The sequence below is a fragment of the Ruegeria sp. AN11 genome (assembly GCF_056536005.1).
In genome coordinates this window covers 3,756,148-3,771,830 of record NZ_JBQFJD010000001.1, presented here as the reverse complement: position 1 = coordinate 3,771,830, position 15,683 = coordinate 3,756,148, and the positions used below count along the sequence as shown (strand labels likewise).

13 protein-coding genes and 1 pseudogene are annotated in these 15,683 nt (G+C 50.5%); 10 read left to right on the top strand and 4 right to left on the bottom strand.

Annotation, left to right across the window (positions count from 1 at the left end):
* The first annotated feature begins 25 nt into the window (after positions 1-25).
* The 7 genes and pseudogenes from ACR3EQ_RS18625 to tnpC (ACR3EQ_RS18595) all read left to right on the top strand — a co-directional run.
* The gene (locus tag ACR3EQ_RS18625) at positions 26-1,306 is read left to right on the top strand and encodes a hypothetical protein (RefSeq protein WP_480491534.1); all 1,281 of its coding nucleotides are present in this window, start codon (positions 26-28) and stop codon (positions 1,304-1,306) included.
* On the top strand, positions 1,306-2,085 hold the full coding sequence (locus ACR3EQ_RS18620) for a COG3904 family protein (protein WP_480491532.1): 780 nt from the start codon (positions 1,306-1,308) through the stop codon (positions 2,083-2,085). Before ACR3EQ_RS18625 ends, ACR3EQ_RS18620 begins: the two co-directional genes overlap by 1 nt.
* Positions 2,086-2,108: 23 nt before the next feature.
* The gene (locus ACR3EQ_RS18615; RefSeq protein ID WP_480491531.1) at positions 2,109-2,501 is read left to right on the top strand and encodes a thermonuclease family protein; all 393 of its coding nucleotides are present in this window, start codon (positions 2,109-2,111) and stop codon (positions 2,499-2,501) included.
* A 220-nt stretch (positions 2,502-2,721) separates the two neighbouring features.
* Positions 2,722-3,747: a hypothetical protein gene (locus tag ACR3EQ_RS18610; protein ID WP_480491529.1), complete on the top strand. Its 1,026-nt coding sequence runs from the start codon at positions 2,722-2,724 to the stop codon at positions 3,745-3,747.
* Positions 3,748-3,767: 20 nt separating this feature from the next.
* Positions 3,768-4,508 carry a hypothetical protein gene (locus ACR3EQ_RS18605; RefSeq protein WP_480491527.1) on the top strand — a complete coding sequence of 247 codons (741 nt, stop codon included), beginning with the start codon at positions 3,768-3,770 and terminating at the stop codon, positions 4,506-4,508.
* 41 nt (positions 4,509-4,549) lie between these two features.
* Entirely contained in the window at positions 4,550-5,176 is a 627-nt protein-coding gene (locus ACR3EQ_RS18600) for a hypothetical protein (protein ID WP_480491525.1), read from the top strand.
* A 69-nt stretch (positions 5,177-5,245) separates the two neighbouring features.
* Positions 5,246-6,163 (top strand): annotated as a pseudogene (gene tnpC / locus ACR3EQ_RS18595) (IS66 family transposase); the annotation flags it as partial.
* A 159-nt stretch (positions 6,164-6,322) separates the two neighbouring features.
* On the opposite strand, the gene ACR3EQ_RS18590 reads toward tnpC (ACR3EQ_RS18595), so the two are convergent.
* Complete coding sequence (locus tag ACR3EQ_RS18590) at positions 6,323-7,804, bottom strand: SEL1-like repeat protein (protein WP_480491523.1); 1,482 nt, start codon at positions 7,802-7,804, stop codon at positions 6,323-6,325.
* A 288-nt stretch (positions 7,805-8,092) separates the two neighbouring features.
* Here ACR3EQ_RS18590 and tnpA point away from each other — a divergent pair, with 288 nt between their 5' ends.
* The 3 genes from tnpA to tnpC (ACR3EQ_RS18575) are packed head-to-tail and all read left to right on the top strand — an operon-like array spanning position 8,093 to position 10,462.
* Positions 8,093-8,497: an IS66-like element accessory protein TnpA gene (gene tnpA, locus ACR3EQ_RS18585; protein WP_480491522.1), complete on the top strand. Its 405-nt coding sequence runs from the start codon at positions 8,093-8,095 to the stop codon at positions 8,495-8,497.
* Entirely contained in the window at positions 8,494-8,847 is a 354-nt protein-coding gene (gene tnpB / locus ACR3EQ_RS18580) for an IS66 family insertion sequence element accessory protein TnpB (RefSeq protein WP_480491520.1), read from the top strand. Before tnpA ends, tnpB begins: the two co-directional genes overlap by 4 nt.
* Positions 8,848-8,902: 55 nt before the next feature.
* Positions 8,903-10,462 carry an IS66 family transposase gene (gene tnpC / locus ACR3EQ_RS18575; protein ID WP_480491519.1) on the top strand — a complete coding sequence of 520 codons (1,560 nt, stop codon included), beginning with the start codon at positions 8,903-8,905 and terminating at the stop codon, positions 10,460-10,462.
* Positions 10,463-10,608: 146 nt separating this feature from the next.
* Here tnpC (ACR3EQ_RS18575) and ACR3EQ_RS18570 read toward each other — a convergent pair whose 3' ends face one another.
* From ACR3EQ_RS18570 to ACR3EQ_RS18560, 3 genes are read right to left on the bottom strand one after another with little or no spacing between them, the layout of a single operon-like run.
* Positions 10,609-11,652 carry a glycoside hydrolase family 19 protein gene (locus ACR3EQ_RS18570; RefSeq protein ID WP_480491517.1) on the bottom strand — a complete coding sequence of 348 codons (1,044 nt, stop codon included), beginning with the start codon at positions 11,650-11,652 and terminating at the stop codon, positions 10,609-10,611.
* Complete coding sequence (locus tag ACR3EQ_RS18565) at positions 11,649-12,851, bottom strand: trypsin-like serine peptidase (RefSeq protein WP_480491515.1); 1,203 nt, start codon at positions 12,849-12,851, stop codon at positions 11,649-11,651. The genes ACR3EQ_RS18570 and ACR3EQ_RS18565 overlap by 4 nt, the downstream gene beginning before the upstream one ends.
* Positions 12,829-15,657 carry a S8 family serine peptidase gene (locus tag ACR3EQ_RS18560; protein ID WP_480491514.1) on the bottom strand — a complete coding sequence of 943 codons (2,829 nt, stop codon included), beginning with the start codon at positions 15,655-15,657 and terminating at the stop codon, positions 12,829-12,831. Before ACR3EQ_RS18560 ends, ACR3EQ_RS18565 begins: the two co-directional genes overlap by 23 nt.
* Between the last annotated feature and the right edge of the window lie 26 nt (positions 15,658-15,683).

The following is a 15,683-nucleotide window of genomic DNA, read 5'->3' as shown; positions in this document are numbered from 1 at the left end:
TTATGAGTGTGGAGCAAGATGTAATATGACGGAGAACAAGGATCGCTTGACGGCGGAGGAAGCAAAGGGACTTCGTACGGCTAAAGAACTCGAAGGTCATCTTGCTTGGTTAGATACTTTTACTCCCGCAGCCTTGGGTGTCCTAGCTATTGCGTCTGGCATTTACACCTATCTTGGTGTGTCCTCACTGCTTGAAGATAACGGCGCGGTCTCATTCTTCGCCGCGGTCGCGTACTCAATCGCTGTCTCTGTCGGTATCTTCGTCTTTTGGAGCTATATGCTCCGTCTGTTGCCTTCGATGCGTACGGCTAGTGGTTTCATTGGTTTGACCATCTCCACGATTGTTGGCTCTGTCGCCATTATCGCCATGTCTAGCTGGCTTAACGCAGCCGCACTCGCAGGCTCGGCAGCAGTCGAACAACACTTGGAAAACACTGTCCGTGACTACCAAGCTGCTCTTGAGCAAGCCCACGATATAGCTCTGAGTGGTCAAGCGTTGGGTCGCGAGGTGGAACGCGCCCGCCAGAGTTTTGAAGAACTTGCTGAACTCGAGCAGTCCGGAGATCTCTCAGGAACCGCTGGTCGAGGCGCAGTGTTTCGCGTACTGACTCAAAAGGCTGAAGAATTACGCAATCTTGAAGAGCAGATTGCGGCACAGCAGGAACCTATCGAGGAAGCCTTCCAACAAGGCAACAAAATTCTCGCAAAGATGCGCGAGCTCACTGTTGCTCCAGGTCCAGTAGACCGCCGCTCTGTTCAATTCTCCGAGGAAAGCGTCAAACTGGCGGGTGTTATCTCGCGCCTCAACCAGTATAGCGTGGCGCCACTTGTTGCTCGTGCTGCTGAGGACCTGCCATCCTCGGTAGTACTTCCAGAGCTTGACGGGCGCAGTTCCGACGTACGAGACGCGCAATCGTCCACTATCAATTCCGTTTTGAACGCGCTGGATCAACGCAGCAAGACACTTAAGAACGCTGCTGATGAGGTCCTAGACATGGAGCCGCCCATCGAGACGGCATACAACCCGATTTCTAGCGCTGACGCAGTCATCAAGTACGCCCACAACTTCGTCCCTTCTTGGGCCGGAGCCATAGCCATCGACTTGCTGCCCGCTGTTTTGGTGTTCGTGCTGGCAATCACACAGGCGGCTATACGCAGCGGAAAGGATGGTATGAGCATCGAAGACACGCTGACACTGGCTGATCTGAGAGCCGCGATGAACGCCATGAAGGACGTAGAGGCGACAATGGGTGTGGCAGACGCAGCTATCCTCAACCGCGCCACTCCTCAAAAAGATGAAACGTGATGAGCCTGTTAAGTCGTCTCGATCCTCGTTCAGGGCTGCGCTACGTTCTCATCCTACAGTTCGCTATTGCAGGCGTTCTGATAGCGTCGGACGTTCTCGGCGTCATTCCTAGCCCGTTTAAGCAGCGTATTGAACTCCCGACTGGCCCGGTATCTCCTGGAGATCAGCGTCGTGAGTATCGCACTGATCGTAGCGATCCGTCGCTGTTGCCTCAGGATGGACCGCTGGATGTACCCGCACCTGAGGCTTTTTCAAACCGATTGGACTTTACTGTGCAAGATGTTGAGGGGTTAGGGCGAGTTCTTTTGCTGAGCGGTCAAATAGAGATGGATGACTCTTCTCGCTTCGCCTCTTTCCTATCTGACATGCAAGAAAAACCGGACCTTGTGGCTCTTCACAGCCCAGGAGGAGTGGTTTCCGAGGCGCTGTCCATTGGTAAACAGGTGAGAGATGCTGAGCTTTCTACCGCCGTTCTGGCTGGCGCGATGTGCGTATCGTCATGTCCTTACATCCTTGCAGGCGGCGAGGAACGCGTCGTCTCTCTTCGAGGCATCGTGGGTATGCATCAGCACTACTACGAGCAGCCCCGCCTCATTCCAGTCGTTTTTGCCGTCGAGGGCATCCAAAAGGGGCAAGGAGAAACCATGCAGCATCTCATCGACATGGGTGTGGACCCGGCGCTCATGCTGTATTCGCTGAACACTCCTCCAGAGGAGATATATGCGCTTGTCGAGGAAGAACTCGTGGACACCCGCATATCAACCGAAATAGTCGATTAACACCAGACACCGAGGACTTTGCCTTGATCAAGAAGCTAACCATTGCAGCGGCGCTGCTCGCCACAACTGCTACTGCGGGTGGTCTCCAAGTTCGTGATGCAGACACAATTGTCGTTGATGGCACGCCAGTTCGGTTAAACGGTGTAGACGCACCAGAGCTTGGTACTCGTTCTGGACAGGACGCTAAACGCTGGATGGTTAATTTCTTACGTGGCAAAAAAATTGAATGCATACTCAACGGAGAGCGCACACACGACCGTTGGGTTGGTGTCTGTTATGCGGACGGGCAAGACATTGGTGCTGCTGTAATTTCCGCGGGGCATGCACTGGATTGCAAGCGGTATAGTGGCGGTCGCTATCGACAGTACGAGACACCTGCTGCCAAGTCGCGGTTGCAAAGAGCTCCATATTGCTGACTATTCTCAAGTTTCAATTAGCGGTCAGCTGGTTATGGGATCACGTATGCTCATAGTCTTTGCTTTGGTCCAGCTACCCGTTTTTGGCTGTTATTCGTTCAACCGACTTGTACAGTCCTGAAAAAGACTTTTCCAACTCAGCCTGGCAGTTTCCAAGTAAGCTTGCCTACATTGGCGGAAGCGAAAAAGTAATCAACATTGAGAGCAGTAGGGCCAATTTATGAAAGTCTATATCGCCAACTTTGGGCGCCAGAACTATGAGTGGCCGATCTGCAAGGAGCGCGGAACGGTAGCGACTATGAACGCCGTCGACGCCCAGAAGTATTGGGAGGCCAATGATCGCGAGGGTTATGTTTCCAGCCGAATGGCGAATGACACCACTGCGGCAGGAAAGAACCCAACCAAGGCGACTGCATCCAGATGGTTCAACTTGATGACTACTATCGCGGAAACTGTGGATGACATTTGGGTTCACAAGGATGGGGACGAGCTCTGGTGGACAACATCCATTAGCGAAGCCCCATACTTCGAGACCAAGATTGAGCCTATTGAGCGAGGTCGTGAGGTCGTTATTTGTCATAAGCCCTGCAAGTCTTGGTCTAACAAAACAAAAAAGGGTATTCCATTGAGATGGAACGAACTACACCCCAAGGCCAAAGACTTCTTGTCAACAGAAGCAACGCTTCAGTCACTTAGTCCTTCGAACCGCGATTACACATTGGCTCTGATCGCGGGTGACGACCTAAGCTATTGGCATGACATTCCTTTTTGGAAGAAACGAAGTGAAGCCGCCAAAAAGGGGTATGCGCCGATCAAATATGGGTCGCAGGCTGATAAGATTGCATACCAGCGAGCCTCGGAACTCTTCAACGCCGCTGATGCAGCCGAAAGGATGGCACGAACCGCCCTCAACACGACGAATGCAGCGAACGGCCAGACGGTAGAGCGCACTGTGAAAAGAAAAGACCTCGGGTTTCCATCAGCAGCGGCTCTTCAGGATTACATAGCAGAGCTAATGGGAGCGCAAGAATATTGCTGCGAGCTGACCGGGCTGCCGCTTGAGTTGGATGAAGTGAATGGCGATTCAGCAATGTTTGCCTCCTTGGATCGGGTCGACAGTAGCAGGCACTACGAACCAGGAAATCTTCAAGTAGTTTGCCGCTTTGCGAATTTCTGGAAGGGGGCTTCAGATGATAATGAGTTCCGAAGGCTTGTTGGCGTGCTCCGATCAAGTTCTGTCAACTGACCCTTGAAAAGAGACAGGGCATGAACACAAAGAGGCAATTAAAACACGTCGAACGTGATCTAAACGGCATTATCGCTGCGATCACACAAGTCTCAGGAAGTCGAGCCCGTCGTGCGCGACGGGTCGCTCAAATTGCGACTGGTAAAGTTACAGGCGCTGCTACCATTGGCGGAATGCTAATGTTTATCTCAGCATTCGGTTCAGCTTCAACGGGCACCGCCATTGGAGCTTTAAGCGGCGCGGCAGCATCATCTGCACAAATGTATTGGATTGGCTCGCTTTTCGGTTTGGGTGCCGTAGCCGGCGCTATCATTTTACCTGTGGTTGGTGCTGTGCTTGGTCTGGTCGCAGTATTTTTCATTTCGCGAAAAGTGTTCGGACGACCCCGAAAACCAGCGAACATGCTGGAGTTCGAAGTGCGAACTTTGTTTTCCAGTTACCGTCTCGCTGCTCCTATCGCAACTTTTGTGGCCGATGGCGCAATCGAGCCATCAAAAGACGAGTTGCGGGTATATGCCCATGAAGGTTTGCTACCACTCTGTGCTCTTGTTGGGGACCATCTGGCTAACCCGGAAAACTCCACTAGAACGGAAAAACAATGCCTATCTTTCGAAGAAACCCTAGCTCTACTGCCGTTATGGAAACTTCGCCGTCATCATCGGCGATTACTCCGTCGATCTCAAAAAATGGCTCAACCGAAAAGCAAAACCGGAATTCAAGGATTGCTTCGGTCGTCATCGCGGTCACGTTCCAACGCCTGATTGAAGATGCAACACGTGAGTGGGCGATAGAGGAAGGATTGGTGCTACAGGCTCTACGCCGCTCAACGCGTTCTTTGGAAACGGCGTCTGCTGGAGAGCTTTCACAATATTTGGGCTCGCTGTCTGAGGACCAGCTTCGTGGCGTAGCATCGAACGTAAAAGGCATCTACCACGAGCTCTTGTTCGTTGAGGCTGAAAACGGTGACTGGGATCACGTTGAAGCGAAGGTGAAAGAATTCACCAACCATCCGGGTGGTGATGTCGAGTTCCTAGTCGATGGAAGCACAATTGGTGAGGTCCAGCTAAAAGCTGTGGCATCTGAAGCACTAGTTCTGGAACACTTGGCACGATACCCTGATATCGACATCAGGGTGACCGAAGAAGTGGCTGCGAGAATGCCCGGTATAGAGAGCTCTGGGTTTTCTAACGAAGAGCTTACGCGCGATGTTTATGACAGACTTGCTGAACTTCAAGGGGATGGACTTTTCGACGAGATAAGCGAAGGGCTTGCAACATCATCTTTGGTCAGTTCAGCAATTATCGCGGGCAAAGCTGCTCGTGGGCAGCACTTCTCTGGGTCGCAGATTCGTTCATTTCTCGTGGACGCCGGAATAGGAGCGTCAACCGCTGCGGTTCTTGACGTCTTGCTCATTCCTTTGACTAGTTGAAGATCTCTAAAAGCTACGAGCTATTGACGCCGATTGTTGTGGGAAAAGGGCAATATAAAAAGGTGAGATCGCGAAGGGATCGATCTGGACCGGTCCACACTTGCGGATTGGGTCGGTCGGTCTGCGGCGCTGCTGGAACCGCTGGCTGACGGGATTGGCCGTCATGTGCGTGCAGGCCAGGCCATATTTGCAGATGACACTCCGATCAAATTGCAGGCCAAGGGCAAGTGCGCGACAGCCCGCGTCTGGGCCTATGTCCGTGATGAAAGCCCTTGGGGCGGGGCTGATCCGCCTGCTGCCTGGTATCAGTTCACGTCAAACCGCGCAGGCAAACATCCCTTGGCCCATCTGGCCAGCTACAGCGGTTGGATGCATGCGGACGGCTATTCCGGCTTCAATGAGCTGTACCGTTCCGGTGCAATCCGCGAGGTTGCCTGCATGGCTCATATCCGGCGCAAGTTCGTTGACGTGTTCCAATCGCAAGGGCTGGCCGCGGCCGAAGAGGCGATCCGCCGGATCGCAGAGCTCTATGTCGTAGAAAAGGATGCGCGGGGATTGCCGCCGCAGGATCGCGCCCAGTTGCGCCAATCCCGGTCAAAGCCGCTGCTCGATGAACTGGAGGCCTGGCTGGCCGCGCAGCAGGCACGGATTCCGGGAAAGTCAGAACTGGCCAAGGCCATCCGCTACGCGTTGACGCGGATGAAAAAACTGCGCCCGTATCTGGATCATGGCATCCTGGAACTCGACAACAATTCCGCGGAGCGGGCGATGAAGCCAATTGCCATAGGCCGCGAAAATTACTTGTTCGACGGCTCCGAGGGCGGCGGGAAAGCTGCTGCCATCGCCTATACCCTGATCGAAACCGCCAAGATGAACGGCGTAGATTCCCAAGCGTGGCTCACCTGGGTCTTGGCACAGATCGCAGACCATAAGATCACACGTCTGAACGAACTCATGCCCTGGTGCTACGCTGCTGCGGCAGCGTAGCAGGGGTCACCGGAACTCTGCCAGAGCACCTTCACCGGATGGTCACCGCGAAACTAACGTCAATCAGCCTTCGGCAATCCCGGTGCGGTTCAGTGCGACTATCGCCGCGGTCGCCCGTAATTGTAGGCGGTAATGCAGTTAAAATAGTCTTTTCAGAATTCAACAAGCGAAGTCGAAACCAGCCTCGCAACCCTTTTTCAGGTACTCAAGTGCTCTAGACTTTTGGTCGCTGTTTAGATTGAAGTTGTTTACTAGGAATTCCCCAAGCCTCGCGCAACCTAATCCGTCTCCCAAATCACACCCCTTTTTCATCAAGCGTATTGGCTCTTTTGTGTCAAATCTGATTTGTAGCTCTACACCCAACAAAGTGCATGCACGCGCGTGTTGCGCGGCACAGGCTGCTTCAAAGTTTCTGACGGCCTTAACGGGGTCAAAATCTCGTCCGGTAATTTTCTCCCAAAGTCTTTGAAACGCCCCAAACTTATGCTGTGTCTTGAACACATAGCAGTTCTCGGGATCACCTTGGTCGCACACTCTTTGTTCAATTCCGTACTTATAGTTGACACCATTCAAGTAGCAACTAACCACGTCATTCGCGCCACAGACAGACTGCCAATATCGAACTGCTGCGTCACTGGTTGGATCAGCCACAACGTTCTCGATTATCTTGCACTGCTCTGCGTCGCCACCAAGGCAAGCGCTAACCAAAAATCTGTTCCTTTCATCTTCCTCGTTGGCTAGTGCAGCGGCCCGCACGCAACTATTATCCTTTAGTAGAACGCAAACTCCTTGATCCAGTATAGTTAGGCCTGCCGTATTTTTGACAGACATTGCTCCGAATGCCATGGACAAAAGAAAGCCTGACATAAAGACGGCTGGAAGTAGCGCCCACATCAACACGCCTATCGGCTGGTTCTCTACATCTCGAAACCGTCCCAACTTCATTCGTGCAAGACCGCGCATAACAAGGGTGGAAATGACGTATATCCAAACCCACAAGCTGGTAAGGAATGTCGAGTAGAAAAAAACGGATAGTGGTGAGTAAACTAAGAAAACTTCGCCAAAATCTTGACTGACGTCGGCGGTCCAATTTTTGTAAGTTGGTGTATTTTGAAATAGAAACAGAGCGATCCAAATGATTACCGCTGTTAAGACGGCATCAAAAAAAATACAACTAACTTGAACTAACCAAGCCCTAGGCATCTCAAGATATCGTAGAAACGCACGTGTTTCCAAAAGTGACAGATAATCGGCGACAATATTCACTGTGGCGCCTATCAGCAGGACGGTCGCTAGATCCTGCTGGTTAACTTGTCGGGAACGGAACTCACTTACCAGTCCGAACAGCATCCACATCACAAAAACCGACAGCAGGGACGCCAGCCCAGAGATGAAAAAACAGCGAAAGCTCAGGTGTTGGCTTCCAAATAGAGCGTCAAAGAAACCATTGAAGGAACTTGCCCAGTTCTCCTCACTTCCATCTTCTCCGAGAAGCCACTTTGAAATACTTTTCTTTCGCTCGACGGGCAAAAGCGTAAGTCCCAAAAATGCAGTCAGAGAAGTGAATACCCCAACAACAGTCATGCCAAACACAACATGTGGTAGCAGGGTATTCCAGACTATTTCGGGACTAACGCTCAAAGCTACTCCTTCAAGTCTGATAAGCAAAGCCACGACAAATTGAGCTACTCCCCAATGTTTGGACAGTTTCCGGCGTAAATTAAGCTACTTTCTGCTCCTGCTGATCGGGTTGAGTTTCGTCCTTTTTCAGCCAATAGACCACGGCTGGGGGTTTGCTGCCAAGGGCGGAGTGAGGGCGCTTGCGCGGAAAGTTTAGATTGGTGGTAAGCGGTGGGTGACGATCACCTTCCAGCCCTGTCCCTGATCTGAGATTCCGCCTCCGAGTGATTTTTTGAGGTGAGTTTCTCCATGGAGAGTACAAGAGAGTTTCTCATCGGGCTTGGTGTTATCTTCTCAGCTGATGGGAGGCGGCGGTGGCCGGATGATGTGAAGGCACGGATTGTGGCGGAGACGTTGCTGCCGGGTGCGACAGTGAATGAGGTTGCCGCCAAATATGGCTTGCGGCCGAACCACGTTTCGTCGTGGCGGCGTATGGCCAAAGATGGTGATCTTGTTTTGCCGGCCTTGGAGGAGGAAGCCGCCTTTGCGCCGCTGGTGGTTTTTGAAGATCCACCTTTGCCACCGGTCCCGGACGCTGGGCTTTCTACGCAGCCCATCGAGATCACGGCTGGAGACATCTTGGTAAAGTTGGATGGGGCCACTCCGGCGACGCGGGTTGCTGAGATTGTCCGGGCACTTGGGGTTGGGTCATGATCTTTCCCTCGAACCGGGTGCGGATCCTGGTGGCGACCAATCCGGTGGATTTCCGGAAAGGTCACGATGGGCTGTCAGCGCTGGTGCAATCGGTTTTGCGTAAAGACTCCTTTACAGGGACTGTCTTTGTGTTCCGTTCCAAACGCGCTGACAGGCTCAAGCTGCTTTACTGGGATGGGACAGGGCTCGTGATGGCGTACAAGCGGGTGGAAGACACGAGCTTCACCTGGCCCGCCATTCGGGACGGTGCGATGGTGCTGAACCACGCCCAGTTCGAGGCGCTTTTTGCGGGGTTGGATTGGCGCAAGGTGAAGGCTTTGGAAAGCCGCCCTCCGGCTGCGACTGAATGAATCAGGGGCTCAATTGAGCCGCGTCAAACCTGGGCTTTCGTGCTATGCGGCGGCCATGTCTGACGCTGCCAATGACCTTGATTTGAGCCTGCTGCCGCCCGAGTTCCGGGCGCTGTTTGAGGCGCAGGCCGCGCAGGTCGCAGAACTCAAGGAGATCAACAAAAGGCTTGAGCATCTGGTGGCTGAACTGAACCATGTGGTGCATGGCAAGAAGTCCGAGAAGCTGGATGAGGACGACCGGCAGCTCTTGTTCGAAGATCTCGAAGTTGCTGTCGCCGAGGTTCAGGAACGCAAGGGCACCTGGGTCACGGGTGAAGACACCCCAAAACGCAATCCCGTGGTGCGATGGAACGTGGGTAACCTACCCGAGCATCTGGAACGCATCGAACAGATTGTCGAAGCCGACAGCTTGATTTGCCCCCGCGGGTGCGGGGAGATGCACAAAATCGGCGAGAACCGATCCGAGCGTCTGGATATCGTACCCGCCAGGCTACGCGTGATCGTCACCGTGCGCCCCAAATACGCCTGCCGATATTGCACTGATGGAGTGATCCAGGCCCCGGTGCCAGCGCGCCTGATCGAAAGGGCACTGCCGACAGAGGGCACCATCGCGCATGTGTTGGTGTCAAAATACGCGGACCACTGTCCGCTTCACAGGCAATCCCAGATCCTGGGTCGTGCTGGTATCGACATTCACCTCTCAACACTGGCTGATTGGGTCGGCAAAGCAGCCTTTCATCTGGGACCGGTGGTGGACAGGTTGGCCGAGCATCTGAGGGCCTCCACGAAGCTCTTCATGGATGAGACAACTGCGCCGGTCCTCGACCCCGGCCGCAAGAAGACCAAAACCGGATACCTCTGGGCACTGGCGCGCGATGACCGGAATTGGGGCGGCGATGACCCGCCGGGGGTGGTGTTCTTTTTTGCCCCAGACCGGCGCGGCGAGAATGCGGAGAAATTCCTCACCGGCTTCGATGGCATCCTCCAGATCGACGGCTACCCAGGATACCATCGCCTGACCCGCGCCACGCGCAAGGGCGGCGCACCCATCGTCGTGGCTCATTGTTGGACGCACGCCCGCCGCAAGCTCAAGGAAATCCATGACCGCGACAAGTCTGAGATCGCAGCAGAGGGCCTGCGCCAGATCGCCCAGATCTACGCTATCGAGAGGGATATTCGAGGAACATCCCCCGGCCAGCGTCTCTCGGCACGCAAGACCCGATCCGCGCCTCTAGTTGCCGCCTTCGGCGAGTGGCTGCAAACTCAACGCACACGCGTCTCGGCCAAGTCCCGACTTGGAGAAAAGCTCGCCTATATCGCCAACCACTGGGAGGGGTTACAAACCTTCCTCAACGACGGACGCGTCGAGATCGACAGCAATCAAGTCGAAAATCTGATCCGCCCGATTGCCCTAAATCGCAAAAATGCACTATTTGCAGGTCACGACGAGGGCGGCAAAGCCAGGGGCCTGATCTCCTCTTTGATCGAAACCGCGAAAATCAACAGCGTCGAAACCTACGCCTATCTCAAGGCCACTCTCGAAGCCATCGCAGCAGGACACCCAAAGAACCAAATCGACGAACTGCTCCCGTGGAACTTAAAAACGTCAAGCTAAAAACCCAACGGTCTTCAGCCGCCGCTTACGATAGTCGTTCGCCGTCATGTCTGAAAGCGTGGTCAGCTAGGACCGGGGCAGATACACAGAGTTGATGACACTCCCCAAGATCGTGTTTAGCGGCTTCATGGGCGAAAGTTATTGCTCTACTCTCCCGAGTAGCGTTGGAACGGGTCAGTTATTTCGTACAGTGTGTCTTCGTCTATAACCCCAGTAGGTTTGAGGCCACGAGATACTTGAAACTCTTTTAATGCTCGTGCATAGGCGCCGGACGAAAACGTGCTCTCCAATCCTGGATTTTGGAGAAGGCCCAGCTGCCCCAAAATGTCTGCGGCTGCTTGGTTAAGCTCTTCGTCAATACTGTCGTCTGTTTCCAGTTCGGGTCCCTTTGGTAGGTACTTCTTGATTTGAGCATACCAAAACTTTGCTTCAGGGAGACCGTTCGTACCTCCATTGACTTTTTTCCTCACAGCTCTGATGCTTCCAGAATCGGCTATCGTACTAATATTGTTATGATTCCAAAACGCAATCGCCGAATCCAGACCCACTTGTGGCTGACGAACCAACTCGGGCTTTGAAACTATATCCAAATTCATAATTTTGGACATTTTCTCAAAATTATACCGTCCTGTGAGTTGAATATAACCTGATCCACGAAAGTTCCAACCGTCGTCTGTACCAGGGATATTGCCAAGAGAAGATCGTCCACCATAGACTGTGTTGGCTATCTCTTTTGGCTTGTAGCTAATTTTGCTTGCTTCTTCTGGTGTAACATGACGCGGAAAAACTTCGACAAGTCTATCTGCCGAATAGTTCATATTTTCTTCGAGTGTCCTAAACCCGAATGTCTCAACTGCGCTTTGAGAAAGAAACTGTAAGAAGCGTTCTTGGTTTTGAAGTAAGCCTGCTTTCAACATTGGGTCATCTGCCCGAGAAAACCCATCAATGATAGATTTCTTCGCCCTTGGCGAGGCTTGGTACAAGAACTGATATTGAGATACTAGCTGAGGATCGAGAGCTACAGTTTCTATTGTTTCAGACTTACTTACAGCATCTTTCTCCTTAACCGTGTTGTCGCTATCAAATAGGCTACCATTTAAGCAGCCTCCAAGAAGAAGTAAGAAAATTACCAGGTTGAGCAAGTATCCCGGTCTGCCAACGATGAGAAAAAACTGAGAAAACATCTTCATGGTAATTGCTCACAAATGCCTACTTTTGAGACCAAATTTACTTGATCATCTGTAATGTTCACACAAGATTTGAATAAGTCGCCACGCACGGCAATATTTTGATCTTCAAAGCTGTGTTGCGACTGCTGGATGCCCACTAGTTCAATGTCGCTGCGGGAAAAAATCGGAGCTCCGGAAGACCCCGGCATAGTATCGCACTGATGATAAAACCCAGCTTTGTCGATCAGATCCGGGTCAGCAGAGTCCTTGTAGGGTTTTATAGGCTTCCCAACGCCCGTAACTCTGCAAGCATTGTCTTTGGAAACTCTACCGGAATTTCCTCTGGGGAACTGAACAACAAATAGTTCGTCATCAACCTTAGGTAACTTGTTCGACGGAATTGGAAATGCCTCAGCCTCAGAAGGTGCAGACAGCCGCAAAAGTGCTACATCAATATGTCGCCCAAGAAACTCAACCCTAATACATCTTCTAAAGTCCAGTTCGGATTCATCGCCGGAAAAATAACCAAAAATGGAAAAAGTTTGGGGACACATTGTTCTCTGCCCATCAATACAATGGGCCGCAGTCAAAAGAAGGCTTTCGGAAATAAGAACGCCCGTACAAGGCTTTGACCTAGACAGTTCCCTATTTGATATTTTTGGGGAGTTTGTGTCGACCAAGACTCTCGCCATAAGCGGCAACAATGCCTGTCTTAAATTTTCATCCAAGCTTGACACCGCTTCAAACGATGGCGGCCAGTTGACAACGCCATCGAATTCGCCCGTATCGCCTTGATAAGAATATCCTACCACCTGAATTTTGACGGGGTCACCGACACCAGCTCTCAAGGACACCCGAATTTGCCCACTCGTAAATTCAGTCCAAAAACTTTTGTCTCCTATGTCTTGTATTTGATCACTGTAAATTTGCTCCTGCAACAAACCAGAGCCATTGAAAACGTCTATAACAAAATTCTGATCTTCACCTTTCAAAACTTTCAATTCCAACGAGATACTGGGCACCTCAACATTCGGAAAGTACTGGGAAAATTTGGACAGGGGTTTATCCCTGAGAGGAAGGAGTAAGTCCTCTTTGGTTTCCGTATATCTTGATGGATCTGGTTCAAATTCCAATTCAAAGGCAATCGCAGAAGAACAAATAAAGCTAAAGAAGATACACGAGAGTAAATATTTTTGTTCAATATGGACAATTTGGAACATCTGTCTCATCCATTTGTATAGAATTAGTATAGGAGGCTGGTATGTAGTCGAGTATATCCTCAAAATATACGCAAACAGTATCATCAGCCCCGTCCACTTTGAATTCCAGAACCTTGCCGGATTTGAGGGCAGGCCTTACCTCAATATCAACAAATGTATTTCTTCCTCTCCTGACAACATATTTCAGGTATCTTTGATCATCCGAAAGGGCTCTAACACCAATTAAGGCATCATTTTTCAGGTCTGGACGAGCTCGAAATGATCCGCGAATATCCTTCGCGGCTGCGTCGCCAAAATCAATAATGTCGCTTGACGTGGGGCTGTTGAGATCCTTATTCCAAACGTTTACCACTGTCCCAATTAATACTCTGTCCGGGTCGTCTGGTTTATTTCCTTGTACATCAACCTTATACCTGAGTTGATCCCTTGTTGTGCTAAGGGAGCAGTCTACGTCTAAAACTCCGGATGCTACGTGCTCCTGAAGCTTACTACTTTGCATCGCGCAAGCCATTATACGACCTATCGCTTCTGTCGATCCAATGCTTTCCATCGACCTGAGTGCAGAAAGCGTTCCTGCCACCATCGGGACGGCGAAACTAACCCCGTTAACTTTGATAAAAAAACCTGGCTCACTTGACGGTACAACAATGCCTGATGCGGGAGCCGCAATTTGAAACTCTTCATCCGTAAACGATGAGATTTCAGTGCCAGCGCTGCCTTCTGAAAAAGGGACTAAGTCTCCATTTGTAGCGGACATGACCCCAACCACGGTAACGACACTTGAATTAAACTGTTCATCCCTTGCTAGGCAGGCCGGGAATACAGAACACTTTTGGGCTTCTTTGAGATGTTTTATTTCAGAGTTTTGCAAGTTGCCGGCTGAAACAACAAAAATATCTCTGCCGTATGCAGATGGATTACTATCTAATTGTAGAACTACATGTTTTTGAATTTCTGTGACATCATCGGGTAGTTTAGTTTTTGCAGAAATATTCCAAATAGTTGGATTTCTAGCCAAGCCGATTTGCCTTCTTTCTTCATCAATAGTTGAAAGGTTCCATTTTGCGCCAGCGTTCAATTCTCGATGAAAAGGCATTGCATAAGGGTTAATACCATGCATTCTGCCTTCTTTAGGTCGTGCTAGTGCAATTGCCGCTACGCTTATGCCATGATACGCTCTTTTATCATGATCAGAAACTGCGCTTACAACCTTTTCAACTGCCTCATGATGTTCTTCGCTAAAACCATCTCGGTAATCTGGATCGTTGGTATCAATCGTCCCGATGTATTCGAGCGTGCAATCTATCTTAAAGATACAATGATCCGTATCTAGCTCTTTTTCTAGAAAGACAATTGAACTTTGAGCTTGTGAGTACCCCCAATGGGTTCCTGGGTTAAAATTAATTGCCAAGTGAGCATCGTTGTTGAACCATGATTTTTCATGATCTTTACCATCCCACCCAATGAACTTTTGCTCTACACCCGTATCAAGTACCCATTGGGAGTCTTGTCTTTCCAACTCATCAGCGATCATCTTGGCGGAGGAGTTAACAATGTATTCATCATATTTAGCGCCCATCCGCAATTCATCGATTGAAGAGGCTTGATCTTTAAATGTTTTGTCCTCCTCAAAGGACCCAGCACTCGCTTCTTTTGCGAAATCTACCAGTGTGCGGAAAGTGCCCCCTGTAGTAACGAATGCACGATAACCTTTTTTAGGAATATGTTGAATTCTCTCACGGAATGACATCTCAGAAATTTTTGACTTCCAAGCTGCGGACGCCAGTTCTGTCTTTCCTATGACATTTTTCTTTACCGCCACGGAGCTTTCAATTATTGCAACCGGCACTTCAATTTCTGCTGCAAAATCAGATCCAATTGGAAACACAGCCTTTAACGCTCTGTCTAAAATCTCCCAACCTTCATCTGTTTCGGCGGCTGCTATTTCAGTTGCCAAGTCTGAATCGTTGCCTGTCACACTCGATGGATTATGTGAATTCGGATCGTTTCTACTATCCTCGTTATTAACCGTGTATGCGATATTTAGCCAATGAGCGTTGCGACCTGCGATTAATGCGGCACAGTCATCTCCGGAGGACACCTTCAGTGTGTTTTTCAACCTATTTTTGGACATTGAGGTTAAGAATTCGATTGTCTCGGATCCGTGTAGAGTTTTGCACCCCAACGCTGTTTCCTCGTAGAGCGCTCTTGTAGTTTTTCCACCTGAAAGGTCCAAACTTGTGCCAATCCACCTACTAGAGACATCAAATGCAACGTCGGGTACAATCAGGGTCACTGGGTAGTCGTAAATCCATTTACTTCTGTTTTTGCCAGAAACTAAAAAGCCTCGAACGTGATCGTTTTCTCCGAAGTTAGTATTAGACTTTTCCACCCTTGATCTACTGCATATAGAGTAGTTCATGTCGCATAGGATATTGTCGATTTTATCCGACCAGTGGAAGTAGGAAAAGTGATCGACTAGACCGTCCGCTATCTTCCTCTCGGAATTCCTGTAAGTTATTTTTTTTGTTGGCAAAAGCCCAAGATTATACAGCGTGAGGTAATGATCCTCAATTGCATGCTGAATACCATCAAAAATAGTGTTGTTGGAACGCCATTGGATTATAGCTGTTTCGCGCCCCTTAGCGTCGGCTGAGTAAGCAACGAGAAGAAAAACTACGGCGCCCACGAAGGCAGCGATCTTTTGGAAGGCAAGTAGTATGGAGTTGATCCCTACGCTACGAATTTTCCAGCTACGTATTCCCTTCATAGTATAAAAGTCCCCCGGATTTTGAAGAGCTGCCATTGCTCCAAGGGGTTCGTGGAGCAACG

Coding starts and splice junctions, on each gene's coding strand:
- tnpB (WP_480491520.1), top strand. CDS start 8,494: ATGATCTTTCCCTCGAACCGGGTGCGGATCCTGGTGGCGACCAATCCG.
- tnpA (WP_480491522.1), top strand. CDS start 8,093: ATGGAGAGTACAAGAGAGTTTCTCATCGGGCTTGGTGTTATCTTCTCA.
- ACR3EQ_RS18560 (WP_480491514.1), bottom strand. CDS start 15,657: ATGGCAGCTCTTCAAAATCCGGGGGACTTTTATACTATGAAGGGAATA.
- ACR3EQ_RS18605 (WP_480491527.1), top strand. CDS start 3,768: ATGAACACAAAGAGGCAATTAAAACACGTCGAACGTGATCTAAACGGC.
- tnpC (WP_480491519.1), top strand. CDS start 8,903: ATGTCTGACGCTGCCAATGACCTTGATTTGAGCCTGCTGCCGCCCGAG.
- ACR3EQ_RS18565 (WP_480491515.1), bottom strand. CDS start 12,851: ATGTTCCAAATTGTCCATATTGAACAAAAATATTTACTCTCGTGTATC.
- ACR3EQ_RS18620 (WP_480491532.1), top strand. CDS start 1,306: ATGAGCCTGTTAAGTCGTCTCGATCCTCGTTCAGGGCTGCGCTACGTT.
- ACR3EQ_RS18625 (WP_480491534.1), top strand. CDS start 26: ATGACGGAGAACAAGGATCGCTTGACGGCGGAGGAAGCAAAGGGACTT.
- ACR3EQ_RS18570 (WP_480491517.1), bottom strand. CDS start 11,652: ATGAAGATGTTTTCTCAGTTTTTTCTCATCGTTGGCAGACCGGGATAC.
- ACR3EQ_RS18610 (WP_480491529.1), top strand. CDS start 2,722: ATGAAAGTCTATATCGCCAACTTTGGGCGCCAGAACTATGAGTGGCCG.